This window comes from Streptococcus sp. OMI870, assembly GCF_047460295.1.
Taxonomy (GTDB): domain Bacteria; phylum Bacillota; class Bacilli; order Lactobacillales; family Streptococcaceae; genus Streptococcus.
This window is the reverse complement of sequence record NZ_JASHGM010000001.1, coordinates 334,334-351,999: the sequence shown is the minus strand read 5'-3', so window position 1 is coordinate 351,999 and position 17,666 is coordinate 334,334. Positions and strand designations below refer to the sequence as shown.

The 17,666-nt window shown below is 39.8% G+C and carries 22 protein-coding genes; all 22 read left to right on the top strand.

Annotated elements, in window-relative coordinates; translation table 11 throughout:
• Positions 1–12: 12 nt before the first annotated feature.
• The 22 genes from cbiD to QM968_RS01670 all read left to right on the top strand — a co-directional run bounded on the left by cbiD (position 13) and on the right by QM968_RS01670 (position 17,665).
• Positions 13–1,137, top strand: a complete 1,125-nt coding sequence (cbiD, locus tag QM968_RS01775) for a cobalt-precorrin-5B (C(1))-methyltransferase CbiD (protein WP_023023496.1) — start codon at positions 13–15, stop codon at positions 1,135–1,137.
• Positions 1,128–1,754: a cobalt-precorrin-7 (C(5))-methyltransferase gene (locus QM968_RS01770; protein WP_414381744.1), complete on the top strand. Its 627-nt coding sequence runs from the start codon at positions 1,128–1,130 to the stop codon at positions 1,752–1,754. Before cbiD ends, QM968_RS01770 begins: the two co-directional genes overlap by 10 nt.
• Positions 1,732–2,295: a decarboxylating cobalt-precorrin-6B (C(15))-methyltransferase gene (locus QM968_RS01765; RefSeq protein WP_009730870.1), complete on the top strand. Its 564-nt coding sequence runs from the start codon at positions 1,732–1,734 to the stop codon at positions 2,293–2,295. Before QM968_RS01770 ends, QM968_RS01765 begins: the two co-directional genes overlap by 23 nt.
• Positions 2,296–2,299: 4 nt before the next feature.
• A complete protein-coding gene (locus QM968_RS01760; RefSeq protein ID WP_414381741.1) occupies positions 2,300–3,073 on the top strand; it encodes a cobalt-precorrin-4 methyltransferase in 774 nt (257 codons plus the stop codon).
• On the top strand, positions 3,063–4,121 hold the full coding sequence (locus tag QM968_RS01755) for a cobalt-precorrin 5A hydrolase (RefSeq protein ID WP_414381738.1): 1,059 nt from the start codon (positions 3,063–3,065) through the stop codon (positions 4,119–4,121). Before QM968_RS01760 ends, QM968_RS01755 begins: the two co-directional genes overlap by 11 nt.
• Before the next feature lie 25 nt (positions 4,122–4,146).
• Positions 4,147–4,872, top strand: a complete 726-nt coding sequence (gene cobJ / locus QM968_RS01750; RefSeq protein WP_009730873.1) for a precorrin-3B C(17)-methyltransferase — start codon at positions 4,147–4,149, stop codon at positions 4,870–4,872.
• Positions 4,869–5,630 carry a precorrin-6A reductase gene (cobK, locus tag QM968_RS01745; protein WP_414381736.1) on the top strand — a complete coding sequence of 254 codons (762 nt, stop codon included), beginning with the start codon at positions 4,869–4,871 and terminating at the stop codon, positions 5,628–5,630. Before cobJ ends, cobK begins: the two co-directional genes overlap by 4 nt.
• A complete protein-coding gene (gene cobA / locus QM968_RS01740; protein ID WP_414381733.1) occupies positions 5,627–7,087 on the top strand; it encodes a uroporphyrinogen-III C-methyltransferase in 1,461 nt (486 codons plus the stop codon). The genes cobK and cobA overlap by 4 nt, the downstream gene beginning before the upstream one ends.
• Positions 7,080–7,847, top strand: a complete 768-nt coding sequence (locus QM968_RS01735; protein ID WP_155199518.1) for a sirohydrochlorin cobaltochelatase — start codon at positions 7,080–7,082, stop codon at positions 7,845–7,847. Before cobA ends, QM968_RS01735 begins: the two co-directional genes overlap by 8 nt.
• A gap of 10 nt (positions 7,848–7,857) precedes the next feature.
• The gene (locus QM968_RS01730) at positions 7,858–8,562 is read left to right on the top strand and encodes a cobalt-factor II C(20)-methyltransferase (protein WP_155199519.1); all 705 of its coding nucleotides are present in this window, start codon (positions 7,858–7,860) and stop codon (positions 8,560–8,562) included.
• Positions 8,563–8,580: 18 nt separating this feature from the next.
• On the top strand, positions 8,581–9,309 hold the full coding sequence (locus tag QM968_RS01725; RefSeq protein ID WP_414363125.1) for an energy-coupling factor ABC transporter permease: 729 nt from the start codon (positions 8,581–8,583) through the stop codon (positions 9,307–9,309).
• Positions 9,306–9,590: an energy-coupling factor ABC transporter substrate-binding protein gene (locus QM968_RS01720; protein ID WP_049472704.1), complete on the top strand. Its 285-nt coding sequence runs from the start codon at positions 9,306–9,308 to the stop codon at positions 9,588–9,590. The genes QM968_RS01725 and QM968_RS01720 overlap by 4 nt, the downstream gene beginning before the upstream one ends.
• 139 nt (positions 9,591–9,729) lie before the next feature.
• Positions 9,730–10,458, top strand: coding sequence for an energy-coupling factor ABC transporter permease (locus QM968_RS01715; protein WP_414363127.1), 729 nt, complete (start codon positions 9,730–9,732; stop codon positions 10,456–10,458).
• Positions 10,455–10,739 carry an energy-coupling factor ABC transporter substrate-binding protein gene (locus QM968_RS01710; protein ID WP_049472704.1) on the top strand — a complete coding sequence of 95 codons (285 nt, stop codon included), beginning with the start codon at positions 10,455–10,457 and terminating at the stop codon, positions 10,737–10,739. Before QM968_RS01715 ends, QM968_RS01710 begins: the two co-directional genes overlap by 4 nt.
• Positions 10,740–10,772: 33 nt before the next feature.
• Positions 10,773–11,462, top strand: coding sequence for a CbiQ family ECF transporter T component (locus QM968_RS01705; protein WP_049472703.1), 690 nt, complete (start codon positions 10,773–10,775; stop codon positions 11,460–11,462).
• A gap of 4 nt (positions 11,463–11,466) precedes the next feature.
• Entirely contained in the window at positions 11,467–12,282 is an 816-nt protein-coding gene (locus tag QM968_RS01700) for an energy-coupling factor ABC transporter ATP-binding protein (RefSeq protein WP_155169105.1), read from the top strand.
• Positions 12,267–13,766 carry a cobyric acid synthase gene (locus QM968_RS01695; protein ID WP_049474853.1) on the top strand — a complete coding sequence of 500 codons (1,500 nt, stop codon included), beginning with the start codon at positions 12,267–12,269 and terminating at the stop codon, positions 13,764–13,766. Before QM968_RS01700 ends, QM968_RS01695 begins: the two co-directional genes overlap by 16 nt.
• Entirely contained in the window at positions 13,766–14,350 is a 585-nt protein-coding gene (locus tag QM968_RS01690; protein ID WP_049474854.1) for a cob(I)yrinic acid a,c-diamide adenosyltransferase, read from the top strand. Before QM968_RS01695 ends, QM968_RS01690 begins: the two co-directional genes overlap by 1 nt.
• Positions 14,351–14,352: 2 nt before the next feature.
• Positions 14,353–14,784, top strand: a complete 432-nt coding sequence (locus tag QM968_RS01685; protein WP_155169109.1) for a bifunctional precorrin-2 dehydrogenase/sirohydrochlorin ferrochelatase — start codon at positions 14,353–14,355, stop codon at positions 14,782–14,784.
• A 16-nt stretch (positions 14,785–14,800) separates the two neighbouring features.
• Positions 14,801–16,057, top strand: coding sequence for a glutamyl-tRNA reductase (gene hemA / locus QM968_RS01680; protein WP_214259604.1), 1,257 nt, complete (start codon positions 14,801–14,803; stop codon positions 16,055–16,057).
• Entirely contained in the window at positions 16,044–16,967 is a 924-nt protein-coding gene (gene hemC, locus QM968_RS01675) for a hydroxymethylbilane synthase (RefSeq protein ID WP_223141967.1), read from the top strand. Before hemA ends, hemC begins: the two co-directional genes overlap by 14 nt.
• Entirely contained in the window at positions 16,952–17,665 is a 714-nt protein-coding gene (locus QM968_RS01670) for a uroporphyrinogen-III synthase (RefSeq protein WP_118095007.1), read from the top strand. The genes hemC and QM968_RS01670 overlap by 16 nt, the downstream gene beginning before the upstream one ends.
• Position 17,666 lies beyond the last annotated feature (1 nt).

Sequence of the window (17,666 nt, the reverse complement as noted above, 5' to 3'; positions counted from 1 at the left end):
AAATGGAACTATATGGATGATTACGCATATGTCAATGGAAAAAAACTAAGAAAAGGGTTCACTACTGGAACTTGTGCGACAGCTGCTACAGCCGCAGCGATTAGCATGATTTTGAATCAAGATATCGAAGAAAAAGTTACAGTTTCTACGGCGAATGGAGTCGAAGTAACGATGGATATCAAAGATCCTTCTTTTGGTGAACTGACTGCTAGTGCCGCTGTCGAAAAAGATGGTGGTGATGATGCAGATGCGACGCACGGACTCCTGATTTATTCGACAGTGACTCTCTTACCAGATTCAAATGACATTGAGATCGATGGAGGAGAAGGTGTTGGTCGCGTCACGCAAAAAGGGCTGAAATGCGATGTTGGAATGGCAGCCATTAACCCAACTCCTCGGGCTATGATTGAAAAAACAGCCCGACAATTACTGGGTCCAAACTGCGGAGCCAAAATTATTATTTCGGTACCGGGTGGAGAAGAAACAGCCAAGTTAACCTATAATTCACGCTTAGGAATTGTAGGAGGAATCTCTATTTTGGGGACGACAGGAATTGTCAATCCCATGTCAGAGGAGAGTTGGAAGGCGTCCATTACGATTGAATTAACCATGTTGTACAATCAAGGCTATCGATCGGTTGTGTTAGCTCCCGGAAATTATGGTGAGGACTTTGCGACCAATGTGCTGGGAATTCCACCTCATCGAATTGTGAACATGAGTAACTTTGTAGGGCATGTCCTTAAAGAAGTCCAGCGGATTGGCTTTACTCGAGTCCTGATGGTTGGCCATATGGGTAAATTTGTCAAAGTGGCTGGTGGGATTTTCTCAACTCATAGCAAAGATTCAGATGCGCGAATGGAAATCATTATGGCTAATCTAGCCTTGCTAGGGGCTCCAGTTGAACTTCTTGAGAAAGTGGATCAGTGTATTACAACAGATGCGGCTGGAACTTTAATTGAGGAGTATCACTACGAAGAAGTTTATCAAGTGCTGGTGGACAAGATGAAATTCCGTTCGGAGCGGTTGCTGCGGAATCGGAAGCCGGAAGTCAGCATTGATGTAGTAACCTTTGGGACAGAAGCTGGCTATCTAGCTTCAACCCAAACATTAGAAGAAATAGCGGAGGAATGGACGTGATCTATGTAATTGGAATAGGGCCAGGAGCCCCTTCCTATGGACTTTTGGGAAGTGAAGAGATTTATCAGAAGGCAGACTATATTCTTGGAAGTGAGCGACATTTAGAAATCCTTCCAGCTGCCTATCAAGAAAAAGGGGTTGTACCTCCAAAGAAACTTGCGGAGTTGGCTCAATTAATCGAGTCTTATCCAGAAGATGCAAGCATTCTTTATCTAGCATCGGGCGATCCCCTAATCTATGGTTTGGGAAAATGGTTGTCTGAGAAATTTAAAGGGCGCGTGGTGGTTCAGCCAGGGATTTCTTCCTTCCAGTATCTCGCGAGCAGAGTCTTTCTCCCTATGAATGATGCCTACTTAACAAGTAGCCATGCAAAAATTCCTGATTTTGATTTCTTGCTTTCTCTACCCAAGGTATTTATGGTGACGGATAAGAAAATTGGTCCCTATGAAATAGCGCAAGAAGTGATGAAACGGGGATTGAAAAAAGTCTTAATCATTGGTGAAAATCTTAGCTATGAAGATGAAAAAATTGAAATTTTAGCAGAGGACCAAGTGATTGATCGTCAATATGAAATGAATGTGGTGGTGATACTAAATGAAGGATTCGGCATTTATTAGAGCAAAGGTCCCAATGACTAAAGAAGAAGTCAGAGCAATCAGTATTGATAAACTAGACTTACATAAAGCTAAGAGAATGTTGGATGTTGGCTCTGGTACGGGCAGTGTAACGATTCAAGCAGCTGTTTCCTTTCCAAATTTGGAAGTCGTTGCAATTGAACAAAATGAAGATGCTGTTGCCTTGACACAGGAGAATATTGACTACTTTGGCTGTCAGAATATTACTCTGATAAAAGGCAAAGCTCCTGTTGAGCTAGAAGGTCAATTCGATGCGATATTTGTCGGTGGAACCGGTGGCAACATGGCAGAAATCTTTGAGTGGTGTGAACATCTGTTAGTTCCGGGAGGGCGCTTTGTGTTAAACTTTATCCTCTTGGAAAATGCTATGGAAGCGATTCAACTTGCTGAAGAGATGGAATGGCAAGACTTAGATGTTGTATCCATTCAAGCGAGCAGATGGTCTGCCCTAGGAAAAGGGCATTATTTCAAACAGCAAAACCCTACCATTATTGTTTCAGCTGTGAAACCAGAAAGGAAATAAAGGTATGTCAATTGTACATTTTGTAGGCGCAGGACCTGGTGATGTGGAGCTCATTACCCTAAAAGGTTATCGAAAATTATCCAAAGCGGATGTGGTCATTTATGCGGGCTCTCTCGTGAATCCTGATCTTCTTCAATATTGTAAAAAAGGTGCGGAGATTCATGATAGCGCGTCTATGCATTTGATGGAAATTATCGATGTCATGGAAGAAGCAGTGAAAGCTGGAAAAGACGTCGTTCGCTTACAAACAGGTGATTTCTCTATCTATGGTTCTATTCGTGAGCAAACAGAAGAGATGAAGAAGAGAGGAATTGAGTTTGACTGTATTCCTGGGGTGAGCTCTTTCCTAGGAGCTGCCTCAAGTATTGGAACAGAATATACGGTCCCTGAAGTCTCTCAAAGTGTGATTATCACTCGCATGGCCGGACGGACCCCTGTTCCTGAACGAGAATCCCTTCGAAGCTATGCTCAGCACAGAACTTCTATGGCCATTTTCTTATCTGTACAGGGGATTGAAAAAGTGGTGGCTGAATTGGTTGAGGGTGGCTATCCAATAGAAACACCTGTCGCAGTAATCTATAAGGCAACTTGGCCAGATGAACGCAAGGTCTTTGGGACATTGGAGACCATTGCTGAGAAGGTCAAAGAAGCTAAAATTAGAAAAACTGCCTTGATTTTAGTTGGAGATTTCTTGGGTGAAGAATTTTACTACTCTAAGCTCTATCACAAAGATTTCCACCATGAATTCCGTAAAGGATTGAGTTCGCATGCTAAATGATTCCCCTCGTTACGCCATTGTGGCGGTTACTAACAACGCAAAAAATCTCGGATTAGAGCTCAAGGAAAAACTTGGGATTGATTGTCCGGTCTATACCACTGTGAAAATCGCTGACTCTCGAACGGTACCGATTGAAGGACGTGTCATTGAAGGACTTCGGACGGTATTCCAAGAAGTGGATGTCTTGATTTGTATCATGGCGATTGGTGCGGTTGTCAGAGGCATTGCTCCCGTTATTAAAGACAAAACAACAGATCCTGCTGTAATCGTGATGGATGAAAAAGCCAATCATGTGATTAGTTTATTGAGTGGTCACTTGGGTGGGGCCAATCAGGTTACACTTAAAATTGCTGAATTATTAGATTCAAATCCAGTGATCACGACTGCAACAGATACACAAAATGTTGTAGCCTTGGATAATATTGCGAAAGAAGTAAATGGGTGGCGGGAAGAATTGCGCCACTTAGTGAAAGTATTTAATTCTTATCTAGCAAATAAGGACTGTGTCTATTTTTATCAAGAAAAGCCTTGGGTGTCTGACCTGAGAGGTCTAACAGTGATTGAAGAAAATCAGATTCAGGAAGTCCTTGCTTCTAAGAGCCCATTTATTTGGTTGACCTCTCAAGCAGTTGAGGTTGACGAAGAAGTGGTAGCCCTGATTCATCCAAAACCCTATGTTTTAGGAGTTGGAGCAAAGAAGGATCTTCCACCTTCCACATTTATGGAATCTTTTCGTGCCTTTTGTGAACTAGAGGGAATCTCCGGTTCAGAAATCGCAAAAATTGCTAGTATTGATGTCAAGAAAAATGAACAGGCAATACTAGAATTAGCCCAACACCTTGACTGTCCTTTCCACACATACTCTAAAGAGGAGTTGTTAGTGGTGGCGGATAAATATCCGCAATCGGAATTTGTCAAGAAGACTGTTGGGGTTGGTAGTGTAGCGCTTGCTAGTGCAGACCTTGCAAGTAAAGGAAATGTGCTGACCCAACGGTTCGCACAAAATGGTGCAACATTTGCACTTGGTAAATTAGTTAACAATTATTAAATATTAAATTTAAGGAGAAATACATATGTTATACGTTATTGGACTTGGCCCAGGTAAAGAAGAATTGATGTCTCAAGAGGCATTGGAAGCAATCAAGGATTGTGAAATTATTGTAGGGTATTCTACCTACATGCGTTTGATCAAAGATCTTGTAAAAGATAAAGAAATGGTTGCGACTGGGATGCGTCATGAGATTGAACGCTGTCAAAAAGCTATTGACCTAGCTCACGAAACTGGAAAAAATGTTGGGGTCGTTTCGAGTGGGGATGCCGGTGTCTATGGGATGGCTGGTTTGATCCTCGAGTTATTAGAAGAAAACGATACGCTTGAAGTGAAGGTTGTACCAGGAATTACAGCAAGCCTTGGAGCAGCTGCAGTGATGGGAGCACCTCTTATGAACGACTTCTGTCATATTTCCCTTAGTGACTTGATGACTCCATGGGAAATGATTGAAAAACGTCTTCATGCAGCAGCACAAGGTGACTTTGTTGTTTGTCTGTACAATCCAAGAAGTAAAGGTCGTCCAGAGCACTTAGCAAGAGCGCTTGAAATTATGTCTGAATACAAAGCCAAAGATACGATTGTCGGTATCGGTAAGGATATCGGACGTAAGGAAGAACAAATTGTGCTTACTACGATTGAAGACTTGGATGAAACTCTTGTAGACATGACCACAATTGTCATTGTTGGAAACAAAGAGACTTATGTGAAAAATGGACGCATGATCACACCTCGAGGATATACACTATGATAAAACTACTTTTCGGTGGAACAGCTGAAAGTACAGAGATTCTTGAATTCCTCTCGCAACAGAATATCCCGGTGACTACCTCTGTTGTGTCGGATTATGGCCGCCATTTAGCTTCTAAATTTGGGCAGGACGTGGTCCAAGGAAGAATGACAGCTGACCAAATGGTTGCTTTCATCAAAGAGAATGACGTTGATGAAATTATTGATGCTTCCCATCCCTTTGCGGATATTGTCTCTCAAGAAGCGATGAAAGCAGCAAATCAGGCTGGAATTCCTTATGTGCGCTTTGAAAGACAAGCTACAAATGATTTATCTGGAGCAACGGTTGTTCATTCGACAGAAGAAGCCATTGAATACATGAAAGAGAAGCAGTACAAAACTGTCTATTTAGGGACAGGAAGTAAAACTTTGCCCTTATTCGTACATGGTTTACCTGACTCTCGCATTGTAGTCCGAGTTCTTCCGACTTCAGAAGTCCTTAAGGGCTGTGAAGAGTTAGGACTTGTTCCGGATCAAATTGATGCCATCAAAGCTCCTTTCTCTAAAGAATGCAATAAAGAATTATTAGCACGCTCGAAAGCAGAAGTATTTGTTTCTAAAGAAAGTGGAAATATTGGTGGGATTCGAGAAAAGATTGAAGGTTGCCAAGAACTAGGGATTGATTGTGTGATTATTTCACGGCCTATTGTCAACTATCCTAAAGTAGTGTCAACTATTGAGGAATTGGAAACTCATTTAAAGAAAGAGGTGAATGGATGAGTGGCTTTGTTAGTTTAGTAGGTGCGGGTCCAGGGGATGAAGAATTAATCTCTATTAAGGGAGCACGGAGACTAGAAGAGGCGGATGTTCTCATCTATGACCGCTTAGTGAATCCTATGCTTCTAACTTACACAAATGCAAATTGTGAAAAGATCTATGTTGGTAAGATTCCTAATCAACCCTGTGTCTCACAAGAAGAAATTGAGGAAGTCCTAGTTGAAAAAGCCAAAGCAGGGAAAAAAGTTGTTCGCCTAAAAAGTGGCGACCCCTATATCTTTGGTAGGGGAGGAGAAGAAGCACAAACTCTCATCCAGGAAGGAGTTCCATTTGAAGTAGTTCCTGGAATCACCTCTGCGATTGCTGGCCTTGCTTATGCCGGCATTCCCATGACTTTTAGAAATATCGCAACTAGCTTTCATGTCTTCACTGGGCATTTACAAGATGCCAGTGAAGCACTAAACTGGGACGCTATTTCCCATCTAAAGGGTACCCTAGTCTTTCTAATGGGAATGAAAAACTTACAGACTATCTGTGAAGAATTGATGGTACGTGGCTATGATAAGGATACTCCTGTCGCTATTATTGAATGGGCCACCCACCCCCAACAACGTTCTATCGATGGTAAGTTAGAAACCATTGTTGGGCTGGTTGAACAACATCAAATGAAAGCGCCGAGTTTAATTGTTATTGGTGACGTCGTTGCTTTCCGCGAAGAATTAAACTACTATGAAAAACTTCCTTTGTTCGGCCGAACAGTTTTAGTTCAAGAAACGCCAAATGCTAAACTTCCAAAACTGTTGAAGGATGCTGGGGCGACAGTTTACGCTTTTCAGTCTCCAAGTAAATTGCTTGCAAAAGAATTGTCACTACCTGAACTCTCTAGCATTGATGGGGTATTGATCACTGATCCTAGCTCTTGGAAATTCTTTGTTGCTTATTTGCAAGATAAAGAGTTAGATATTCGTAGTCTCAGTCATTTAAAGATTGTCGCTAGTGGTCATCACACGATTAAGGCCATCAAAGAATCAGGTATTCGTTTGTATGATCAGATCAACGATTTTGCAGAAGAATATTTTGTGAAACGAATGGCTGATCAAGAAGGAAACTGGATCGTCCTCACTTCAGATATTAAGGAAAAAGCAGTAGTAGAAGTTTTTGACTTCCCGATCTACTCAACTCATTCAGTAGATTTTGAAAGTGAATCGTTTGCCTATCATTCAGAGGATATTCAGCTTGTTTGTTTACCAAATTCTGCTGCGGCCTACCACTTTGTTTTGATGGCCGAAAAATCTCAAGAGAATTGGAGAGAGAAACCTATTATCATTATGGGAGACAATACCAGATCTGTCTTGGAAAAAGCAGGCTATCATCACTTGATTGAATCAGAAGAGAAGACCTTAAAATCTGTTTGTAAAGCTTGCCAAACTTTTTTTAGAAGGGAAAGTGAAAATGAGTAAAGCGATTATAGTTGTTAGTTTCGGGACGACCTATCCTGAAACACGTAAGAAAACCATTCAAGCCTGTGAAGAGGCTATTCAAAAACGATTCCCTGATTTTCAAGTGCATCGTGCCTTCACTTCGAATGTTGTCATTAAGAGAATTAAGGAAAATGAAGGAATCACAGTTCCAACAGTTAATCAACTTTTGGAACAATTGAAAAAGGATGGTGTAAAGGAAGTATACATTCAACCGCTTCATGTTATTCTAGGAAGTGAGTATGAAAAAGTCCTTCATCAAGCCAACCAATTGAAACATGAGTTTGACATTTTAAAAATTGGGAAACCTCTTCTTTTTAGTGAAAAAGATTATGAAAATGTTGCAAATATCCTTGTAAAAGAATACAATAATAATGATGCAGACGAAGCAACCATCCTTATGGGACATGGTAGTCAGCACTATGCCTTTACGGCTTATGCTGCATTAGACCACATGCTGATGAAAACACCTGTTTATATCGGGTGTGTGGAATCTTATCCACCAGTAGAGGACCTTGAAAAAAGGCTGGAAGCTAAAGGCGTTAAAAAAGTACATCTTGCTCCATTTATGTTGGTTGCAGGAGATCATGCAACAAATGATTTGTGTTCGGATGAAGAAGGTTCATGGAAACACTTTTTCACAGAAAAAGGCTATCAAGTAGAGACACACTTGATTGGACTTGGGGAATACCCAAGTGTTCAAGAACTCTATGTTCAACACTTAGAAAAAATTATTCAATAGGAGGTCTAAAATGGCAACATTTTACGGTATTGGTATTGGTCCAGGAGACAGTGAACTCGTAACCGTTAAAGCCAAAAATATTCTGCAAACATTGGATATTTTGTACACTCCTGAAGCCAAACGCGGTTCCAAGAGTGTGGCATTGACGATTGCGAGTCCCTATGTCAGTGATCATCTAGAGATTAAACAACGCCACTTTCCAATGGTTCGTTCATTAGAAAAGAAAGAACCTCAATGGGAACAAATTGCTGCTGAAATTGTAGAAGATGTAAAAGCTGGGAAGAATGTTGGCTTTATCACTTTAGGGGATCCGATGGTCTATAGTACCTATAGTTACCTTTTGAGATTAATTGGAGATAGCATCGATACCCAAACAATTCCTGGAATTACCTCATTTGGTAGTATGGCTTCTGTCTTAGGCCAACCTTTAACCATGGATGAGGAGTCCTTTGCAGTGGTACCAGCTACAGCAGATGCTGATAAGATTGACCAAGCTTTGGCGATTCATGATACTGTCGTCATTATGAAGGTAGCTAGACACTTGGATGTCGTTCTTCCTTTATTGGAAAAACACAACTTGATTGAAAAAACATTTTTAGTGAGTCATGCTTCTACTGAGAAGCAAAAGATTCTGTACGGAGTATCAGAATTAACTGTTGATGACAAATTAGATTATTTTACAACCCTATTGGTTAAGAAACATCCATTAGGGTAAAGAAAAAGGAGTGCAATTATGAAAAAAAGTAAAAAAATGCTAGCAATTGCTTTATTAGTATTGCTATTCATCTTTAGACCTCAACCTGTTTCTGCTATGCACATTATGGAAGGCTATCTCCCATTGGTATGGTGTATCGTTTGGTTCTTACTATTTTTACCATTCTTCATCTTCGGTTTGATCAAGATTAAGAAGATTGTTTCAAAAGATCCAAATTCAAAAACTATGTTGGCCTTGTCAGGTGCCTTCATCTTTATCTTATCTTCATTGAAAATCCCTTCCGTAACTGGATCTAGCTCTCACCCAACTGGTGTAGGTTTGGGAACTGCTATGTTTGGGCCATCTGTTATTAGTGTCTTAGGAACCATTTGTTTGTTGTTCCAAGCTCTTCTTTTAGCCCACGGTGGTTTGACAACACTTGGTGCCAATGCCTTTTCAATGGCTGTAGTTGGTCCATTTGTTGGATTTGCAGTTTACAGATTCAGCCGTTCTTTGAAACTATCTAAACCAGTCTCACTCTTCTTGTGTGCGATGATTGCTGACTTGGCAACTTATGCAACAACTTCCCTTCAACTTGGATTGGTCTTCCCGGATCCAACCACTGGATTTGTAGGGTCAACCTTTAAATTCTTGGGAGTCTTTCTCATTACGCAAATTCCAATTGCGATTGTAGAAGGACTACTTACAGTAATCTTCTATAACTTGATTTCAGAAAATGCTAGTGAAAGAGAGGGTCTATTCCTATGAAAAAGCATAAGAATCTTTTGTTGTTAGCAGCTATTGTTGTGATTATTGTCGGTGCTTTCTTATTTGCTCCTAAAGGAGTAGAATATAGTGGTACGGATGATGCCGCAGAAAATGCTATTTCGACTATTCAAAAGGACTATAAACCTTGGTTTTCACCATTGTTTGAACCACCAGGATCAGAAGTAGAGAGCTTACTCTTTACCCTACAAGGTAGTATCGGTGCAGGGATTATCTTCTATGTCATCGGCTACCAGAGAGGGAAGAAGCATCAAGATAAATAAAGCTGGTGTAGGAGGAAATCCTATTTAATATATGATGTCTGGTTTTCCTCCTCTATTTCTCTATTACTGTTCTAGATTTTATTTTACAACCCTATTGGTTAAGAAACATCCATTAGGATAATAAAAAAGGAGTGCAATTATGAAAAAAAGTAAAAAAATGCTAGCAATTGCTTTATTAGTATTGCTATTCATCTTTAGACCTCAACCTGTTTCTGCTATGCACATTATGGAAGGCTATCTCCCATTGGTATGGTGTATCGTTTGGTTCTTACTATTTTTACCATTCTTCATCTTCGGTTTGATCAAGATTAAGAAGATTGTTTCAAAAGATCCAAATTCAAAAACTATGTTGGCCTTGTCAGGTGCCTTCATCTTTATCTTATCTTCATTGAAAATCCCTTCCGTAACTGGATCTAGCTCTCACCCAACTGGTGTAGGTTTGGGAACTGCTATGTTTGGGCCATCTGTTATTAGTGTGTTAGGAACCATTTGTTTGTTGTTCCAAGCTCTTCTTTTAGCCCACGGTGGTTTGACAACACTTGGGGCTAATGCCTTCTCAATGGCTGTAGTTGGTCCATTTGTTGGATTTGCAGTTTACAGATTCAGCCGTTCTTTGAAACTATCTAAACCAGTTTCACTCTTCTTGTGTGCGATGATTGCCGACTTGGCAACTTATGCAACAACTTCCCTTCAACTTGGCTTGGTTTTCCCAGATCCAACTACAGGAGTATTCGGTTCTACCATTAAGTTCTTGGGAGTCTTTCTCGTTACACAAATTCCAATTGCGATTGTAGAAGGACTACTTACAGTAATCTTCTATAACTTGATTTCAGAAAATGCTAGTGAAAGAGAGGGTCTATTCCTATGAAAAAGCATAAGAATCTTTTGTTGTTAGCAGCTATTGTTGTGATTATTGTCGGTGCTTTCTTATTTGCTCCTAAAGGAGTAGAATATAGTGGTACGGATGATGCCGCAGAAAATGCTATTTCGACTATTCAAAAGGACTATAAACCTTGGTTTTCACCATTGTTTGAACCACCAGGATCAGAAGTAGAGAGCTTACTCTTTACCCTACAAGGTAGTATCGGTGCAGGGATTATCTTCTATGTCATCGGCTACCAGAGAGGGAAGAAGCATCAAGATAAATAAATATTTCATTTAGCATTTGTATGGGAGGAAACTATGTTTGTAATTGATCGCTACGCTTATAATAATCGATGGACTGATGTTCCAGAATTAAATAAATTCATTCTATTTATTATATTAATGGTAATTTCATTTTCTGGTTTTCTTCCCTTACAAATACTGTTAATTGTTATTATGATTCCCTTAACTTGTTATATTGCTAAACTTCCAGTTTTAAAATACTTGAGTTGGTTTCGTTATCCTTCTATTTTCATTTTATTAAGTATGGCTACTTTTGTTATTAGTTACGGTGAAAATAGTCATCAATTTTTAATGGCGATACCAGTTGGAAGTCATGGCTATTTAGGAGTTTTTCATTCTTCTGCCAAACAAGTTGGACCAATTGTTATGAGAATTTATTGTTCTTTAATTTCAACCTATTTTATGGCTTTAACCATTCCTTTTAACCAAATGATGAAACTCTGTAAAAGACTTCATTTGCCGGATATCCTAATGGAATTAATCGTACTGATGTATCGTTTTATCTTTTTAGTATTAATCGAATTTTTAACCATTCGAGATACCTTAGATTTGAAATTTTCATTTGTTAATAAGAAAAAATCTTATCTTGGCTGGGGAAGATTAGCCAATACCTTGTTTGTTAAATTATTAGCGGATAACCAGCGCTTAAATGATGTCTTAACTTTGAAATTTGCGCAAGCTAAAGAACTCGATGAGGAGGAATAAAAATATGTTGAAATTAGAGAATATTACGGTTTTGTTTGATGATTTAAAAGCCTTAGACCATGTGAATATGGAGTTCATGGAAGGTAAAATTACCGGGATCATTGGTACCAATGGTTCAGGGAAATCTACGTTGATGAAGGTGATGACCAAACTGCTTAAACCCCAAGAAGGGAGTGTTTATTTGGATCAGCAGCTCATTCAAGACAAAAAGAAAGATTTATTTGCTTATCGACAAGAAGTCAATATGGTGTTTCAAAATCCGGAACAACAACTATTTTATACCATTGCAAAAGATGATATCGGAATGGCTTTGGAGAATTTAGGGTATTCGAAAGAGGAATGCGATAAACGAGTGCAAGAAGCTATTGAGTTAATGGATATCAAAGAGTTGCAGGACCGTCCGGTACAATACTTAAGTTATGGTCAAAAGAAGAAAGTTGCTATTGCGGGAATGTTGGCCCTCAAACCGCGCTTTTTGCTCTTAGATGAGCCGACAGCTGGTCTTGATCCGAAAGGACGAGATCAAATGGCGATGATTATGAAAAAACTAGTCTCCAATGGGACGAGCATTATTGTGACAAGCCATGACATGGATCTCATGTATGACTGTTGTGACTATGCCTACCTGATCAAAAAAGGAAAAATCATGACCCAAGGGACAAAATACGAAGTATTTCAACAAGAAGAGATTCTACTAGATGCTGGTCTTTCGGTCCCATGGATTGTCAAACTCCATCAGGCCATCCAAACGCCTTTAGTTGAAAATGAAGAGATTCTATTCGATCAGTTGAAAGAAGGATATTTATGGCAAAATCGTTAATGATTCAGGGGACGGCTTCCGATGCAGGTAAAAGTTTAATTGCCGCAGGTTTGTGTCGTATTTTAAAACAAGATGGTTACACGGTTGTTCCCTTTAAATCCCAAAATATGGCTTTAAATTCTTTTATCACCAAAAAAGGATTTGAGATGGGGAGAGCTCAGGTCGTGCAAGCAGAAGCCGCAGGGATCGATCCAGATGTTCGCATGAATCCTGTCCTACTGAAACCAACTTCGGATCGTAAATCCCAAGTTGTTTTTATGGGCAAAGTCCTTAAAGATATGGATGCGGTGGATTATCATGAATTTAAGCAGGAGTTACTGCCTAAAATCAAAGAAGTTTACCAAGAATTAGACCAGGAATACGATGCCATTATCCTAGAAGGTGCGGGTAGTCCAGCAGAAATCAACTTAAACGAACGGGATATCGTCAACATGGGAATGGCGCGTTTGGTCGATGCGCCTGTCATTTTAGTAGCGGATATTGACAAAGGAGGAGTTTTTGCCTCTATTTATGGGACAATTGAACTAATGCCAGAAGAAGATCGTAAGCGCATCAAAGGGGTTTTGATCAACAAATTTAGGGGGGATGTAGCCCTGCTTCAATCAGGTATTGATATGATTGAAGAGCTCACTCAAGTACCGGTATTGGGAGTTGTCCCATATGCAGACATTGACATTGATAGCGAAGATAGTGTAGCTTTAGGTAATAAGGGACGTACCTTTAATCAGGAAAAAGATCTTGATGTGGCTATTATTACCTTGAAACGGATCTCTAACTTCACCGATTTTCATAGTTTGGAAATTCAACCGGACGTTTCGGTCCGTTATGTCATGCCAGGTGATGAGATTGGGAATCCTGATCTCCTGATTTTGCCTGGAAGTAAGAATACGATTGAAGATATGCAAGTCTTACAAAATGCAGGGATTGTCGAGAAAATTCAGCAGTGTGCTGATCGAGGTATTCGCATTTTTGGCATTTGTGGAGGGTTCCAGTTATTAGGCAAGACGATTTCTGATCCTAATCATGTCGAGTCTGAATTGGATGAAATTGAAGGGCTAGGGCTTCTGGATATCGCAACGCAGATGCAGGGAACAAAACGGACAACCCAGGTCCAGGCAGAACACGAAGGTCAAATTCTGGAAGGTTACGAAATCCATATGGGGGAAACAGAGATATCAGATAGCTTGACACCATTTTCTCGTATTATTCTTCAAAATGGTGAGGAAACAAGCAGATATGATGGAGCTGTTTCACCAGACAAACGAATTCAAGGGACCTATCTCCATGGAGTCTTTGATAACTCTCAATGGACTCGCGATTATTTGAACCAAATTCGAATTGAAAAAGGCTTGGAACCCGTAACGGATCAAGTCATGGATCTGAAAGAATTTAAAGATCTACAATATGATAAACTCGCAGCAGTCATTCGTGATTCTGTCGATATGAAGAAGATTTACCAGATTATGAACGGAGAAGAGCTTTAATGAGAATTTACACAAAGTATGGGGATAAAGGGTTTACCCGTCTATATGGCGGTGATCGTGTGTCCAAAACACATATTCGTGTGGAAGCATACGGGACCATGGATGAATTGTGCTCTCAAGTTGGCTACCTAGTATCTGAAATGAAGGAATACAAGGAGTTGGATGATATCAGAGAGGAATGTGAAGAGATTCAACAACACTTGTTCGATTGTGGAAGCGACCTTGCCACTCCTAGAGAATTAAGACCATATAAGCAAAAAGAATCCGATATTACCTTCCTAGAAGAAAAAATGGATGCTTATATGCACATTCCTGAAAAAATTGATCGTTTCATTATTCCTGGTGGACATCGAATTGCGAGTCTCTTTCATGTAGCTCGTACTATGACACGGCGCTTAGAGAGAAGAATGGTCGCTGTGATTGAAGCAGATGAAACAGTTAACGAGGTTGGACTGATTTATATTAATCGCTTGTCAGATTACTTTTTTGTGGCGGCCCGTTTGGTCAACCACCGTTTAGATGTCAAAGATACAGTCTATAAACGAAGCGCTAAGATTTTTAGAGAAAGAAAAGAGGAGAAATAGCCATGTATCCTGTCATGATGAATATCCAAAATAAACCAGTAGTGGTGATTGGTGGAGGAAAAGTGGCAGCTCGTAAAATTAAGACCTTGTTGTCTGAAGGAGCGAAGGTTACAGTCATTAGTCCTGAACTCAATGAAGAAATTCCTAAATCACAGGTTGAATGGGTTCAAAGAAGCTATCAAACAGGTGATTTGGAGGGAGCTAAACTAGTTTTTGCCTGCACTGATAACCAGGATATCAATAAAAAAGTGATGGAAGAGGCTCACCCTAGTCAGTTCGTGAATAATACAGGGGATAAGAAAAATTCCGACTTTTATAATGTTGCAATTGCATCAAATAATGAATTATCCGTCATGATTTCTACCAATGGTTTATCTCCATCGCGCTCAAAAGAAGTTAGAAAAAAGATAGAACAACTTTTAGATCAATTATAAGAACGAGGCGGATAGAATGTATTTATTATATGTTGGTGTCACACATCGTGTAGCACCCTTATCAGTTTTAGAGCGAGTACATTTTTCTGATGAGGAAAAAATTTCTGCGCTCAAAAAATTAAAAGCAGAAAAAAGTATTCTGGAGGATGTCATCCTTTCAACCTGTAACCGGACAGAGTTGTACTTAGTTGTTGATCAGTTACATACTGGTCGGTATTATTCCAAGCACTTTCTAGCGGATTGGTTTCAGATAGATATTGAAGAATTGGAGCCTTATCTTACGTTTAAAGAGGGCAATGAGGCCTTAGAACATTTATTCCGGGTATCTATTGGTTTAGATTCCAAGATAGTTGGTGAAACCCAAGTTCTTGGGCAATTAAAGCAGGCTTTTTTGACTGCGCAAGAAACTGGAACTACTGGGATTGTTCTGAACCAAGCTTTTCGGCAAGCAGTGACCTTTGCAAAAAGAATGCATGATGTCTATCGGATTAATGCCCGTCCCATGTCTATTGGGTTGACTTCTTTACAAATGTTGGATAGGGAAGACCTTGATTATGAAAACACAAAGATCGCTATCATTGGCTTAGGGGAAATTGGCCAATTGGTGACCAAGTATGTTCTACAACGTCCCTTTCAGTCTATCCGCTTGGTCAACCGTACTCTATCAAAGGCCAATCCTTATTTAACAGAAGATCGTATTCAGGCTTATTCTTGGGATGATTTAGATGATGCTATAAAGGATGCGGATATTATTTTCACAGCCATTAAGTCAGAAGGCTATATCCTCTATCCTGATATGGTAAAAGCAGGAGCTATCGTTTTTGACTTATGTTTGCCACGAACTTGTCATCCCAATTCGTCTATTACCATTCACAATATTGAAAATATCACCAGTGAATTGCAAGCTTTCTTTGAAGAAAGAAATGAAATTGCAAAGAATATCGAAGTAGAGATCTCCAGTGAACTAGTGAGCTTTGAAGAGTGGAAGCAGCAATTAGGCATAATCCCTTTGATTCAAGAAATTCGAGAAAAAGCTATCCAGGCTCAGCAATCGGCAATGGAAAGTTTATTACGCAAACTTCCAGATCTCACCGAACGGGAAAAGAAACAAATTTCCAAGCATATGAAGAGCATCATCAATCAGATCTTAAAGGAGCCTTTGTTGCAATTAAAAGAAATGTCTGTTGGAGAAAATTCAGAATATGATATTGCCTTGATTGCAAAAATCTTCGATCTTCATAGTGGAAAGGGAGTAAACCATGAGAAGCATTAAAGTTGGAACAAGAAAAAGCCAGTTGGCCATGACCCAAACCAAAATGGTGGTACAACGTTTAAAAGAATGCCATCCTGAGGTTGACTTTGAATTGGTCCCTTATAAAACTCAGGGAGATCGTTTAGTACATGTATCTCTTCAAACCATTGGGGGAAAAGGCGTTTTTGTAAAGGAAATTGAACAGGCTCTCTTGAATAAAGACATTGATATAGCGATCCATAGTTTAAAAGATGTTCCTTCTATTCTTGTGGATGGCTGTACCATTGGAGCCATACCGGAGAGAGAAGATGTCAGAGACTGTCTGATTTTTAGAGAAGAAGGGATGACCTTGACCACTCTTCCTCAAGGAGCCGTTGTAGGGACCAGTAGTATTCGTCGCCAGGTGCAACTACAAAGTTTAAGAAGCGATCTTCAATTTAAACCCTTACGTGGCAATATTGATTCTAGAATTCGGAAATTACAAGAAGGCGAATGCGATGCTATCGTGCTAGCCGTTGCTGGCTTGAAACGGATTGGTTATTTGGACCAATCTCCATCTTTGAATATAGAATTTCTAGATCCAAACGAATTCATTCCTGCAGTTTCGCAAGGGGCATTAGCCGTTGAATGTCGTGAAGATGATGAGGAAGTCCTGGAAATATTGGCTTCTATCCATGATAAAGAAGTAGAAAACTGCATCCAATTGGAAAGAAGTTTCTTAAGCTTGATGAATGCGGATTGTACCTTCCCAGTAGGAGCTCATGCTCAATATATCGATGGTCACTATCGCTTAGAGACTATGTTAGCGGATGCCAAAGATCGTTGCCTTTATGTAGCTCTTACGTCTAAGGATGGTAGCGATCTTCCCAAACGTGCTCTGGAGCAATTAATAGATAAAGGGGCCTTAACAGACAAATGGTGGGAAGCTTAATTATTTTTACAAGAGAACAAAAACCCTCTGTCGAATTACAAACTTTACTGGAACAAAAACAAGTTGGCTGGTTACATGCGCCACTGATTTGCACGCAAGGTAATCCTGTTCCACCAATTTTAAATGAGAAACTGAAAAAAGCTGATTGGGTCTTTTTCACTAGTGCCAATACAGTCCAATTATTTCTTCCCTATTTAAAACCTGATTTTAAAATTGCTTCTATTGGAAGTCAAACAAGTAAGTTATTAAAAGAACATCATATTGATGTTACCTTTGAGTCGACTAGCCAGTATGGAATTGATTTTATCAAGGAGTGGGGTAGTCAATATGGGGAGCATCAATCTATCTTGTTCCCTCACAGTGATCTTGCTAATCCAATTTATCCAAAAATGTTACAAGAATTGGGGCATGATGTTTATGCTTGGCCCCTCTATCAAACTGTTGCCAATCAAGAGGGAATCGCTAAAATAAGAGAGCTTCTATCCTTAAAAGAACCATGTGTATGGACCTTTGCTAGTCCATCAGCCTGGGATGTTTTTTATCAAGAAGGGCTTTCTTTGCCAAAACATCACCAAATTGGTGTTATTGGAGAGACTACAGCAAAAGCTGTTTTAGATTGTGGTGTTTCCGTAAACTATATTCCTTCAAGTCCATCAATGGTGAAATTGGTTGAGCTGATCATAAAGGAGATGCAATAAA

Excerpts from the sequence above, each read along its gene's own strand:
- QM968_RS01710 (WP_049472704.1), top strand. The coding sequence starts at position 10,455 with ATGAAAAAGCATAAGAATCTTTTGTTGTTAGCAGCTATTGTTGTGATT.
- QM968_RS01715 (WP_414363127.1), top strand. The coding sequence starts at position 9,730 with ATGAAAAAAAGTAAAAAAATGCTAGCAATTGCTTTATTAGTATTGCTA.
- cobK (WP_414381736.1), top strand. The coding sequence starts at position 4,869 with ATGATAAAACTACTTTTCGGTGGAACAGCTGAAAGTACAGAGATTCTT.
- QM968_RS01695 (WP_049474853.1), top strand. The coding sequence starts at position 12,267 with ATGGCAAAATCGTTAATGATTCAGGGGACGGCTTCCGATGCAGGTAAA.
- QM968_RS01735 (WP_155199518.1), top strand. The coding sequence starts at position 7,080 with ATGAGTAAAGCGATTATAGTTGTTAGTTTCGGGACGACCTATCCTGAA.
- QM968_RS01720 (WP_049472704.1), top strand. The coding sequence starts at position 9,306 with ATGAAAAAGCATAAGAATCTTTTGTTGTTAGCAGCTATTGTTGTGATT.
- cobA (WP_414381733.1), top strand. The coding sequence starts at position 5,627 with ATGAGTGGCTTTGTTAGTTTAGTAGGTGCGGGTCCAGGGGATGAAGAA.
- QM968_RS01670 (WP_118095007.1), top strand. The coding sequence starts at position 16,952 with ATGGTGGGAAGCTTAATTATTTTTACAAGAGAACAAAAACCCTCTGTC.
- cbiD (WP_023023496.1), top strand. The coding sequence starts at position 13 with ATGGATGATTACGCATATGTCAATGGAAAAAAACTAAGAAAAGGGTTC.
- QM968_RS01705 (WP_049472703.1), top strand. The coding sequence starts at position 10,773 with ATGTTTGTAATTGATCGCTACGCTTATAATAATCGATGGACTGATGTT.
- hemC (WP_223141967.1), top strand. The coding sequence starts at position 16,044 with ATGAGAAGCATTAAAGTTGGAACAAGAAAAAGCCAGTTGGCCATGACC.
- QM968_RS01765 (WP_009730870.1), top strand. The coding sequence starts at position 1,732 with ATGAAGGATTCGGCATTTATTAGAGCAAAGGTCCCAATGACTAAAGAA.
- hemA (WP_214259604.1), top strand. The coding sequence starts at position 14,801 with ATGTATTTATTATATGTTGGTGTCACACATCGTGTAGCACCCTTATCA.
- QM968_RS01760 (WP_414381741.1), top strand. The coding sequence starts at position 2,300 with ATGTCAATTGTACATTTTGTAGGCGCAGGACCTGGTGATGTGGAGCTC.
- QM968_RS01755 (WP_414381738.1), top strand. The coding sequence starts at position 3,063 with ATGCTAAATGATTCCCCTCGTTACGCCATTGTGGCGGTTACTAACAAC.
- cobJ (WP_009730873.1), top strand. The coding sequence starts at position 4,147 with ATGTTATACGTTATTGGACTTGGCCCAGGTAAAGAAGAATTGATGTCT.
- QM968_RS01770 (WP_414381744.1), top strand. The coding sequence starts at position 1,128 with ATGGACGTGATCTATGTAATTGGAATAGGGCCAGGAGCCCCTTCCTAT.
- QM968_RS01730 (WP_155199519.1), top strand. The coding sequence starts at position 7,858 with ATGGCAACATTTTACGGTATTGGTATTGGTCCAGGAGACAGTGAACTC.
- QM968_RS01700 (WP_155169105.1), top strand. The coding sequence starts at position 11,467 with ATGTTGAAATTAGAGAATATTACGGTTTTGTTTGATGATTTAAAAGCC.
- QM968_RS01685 (WP_155169109.1), top strand. The coding sequence starts at position 14,353 with ATGTATCCTGTCATGATGAATATCCAAAATAAACCAGTAGTGGTGATT.
- QM968_RS01690 (WP_049474854.1), top strand. The coding sequence starts at position 13,766 with ATGAGAATTTACACAAAGTATGGGGATAAAGGGTTTACCCGTCTATAT.
- QM968_RS01725 (WP_414363125.1), top strand. The coding sequence starts at position 8,581 with ATGAAAAAAAGTAAAAAAATGCTAGCAATTGCTTTATTAGTATTGCTA.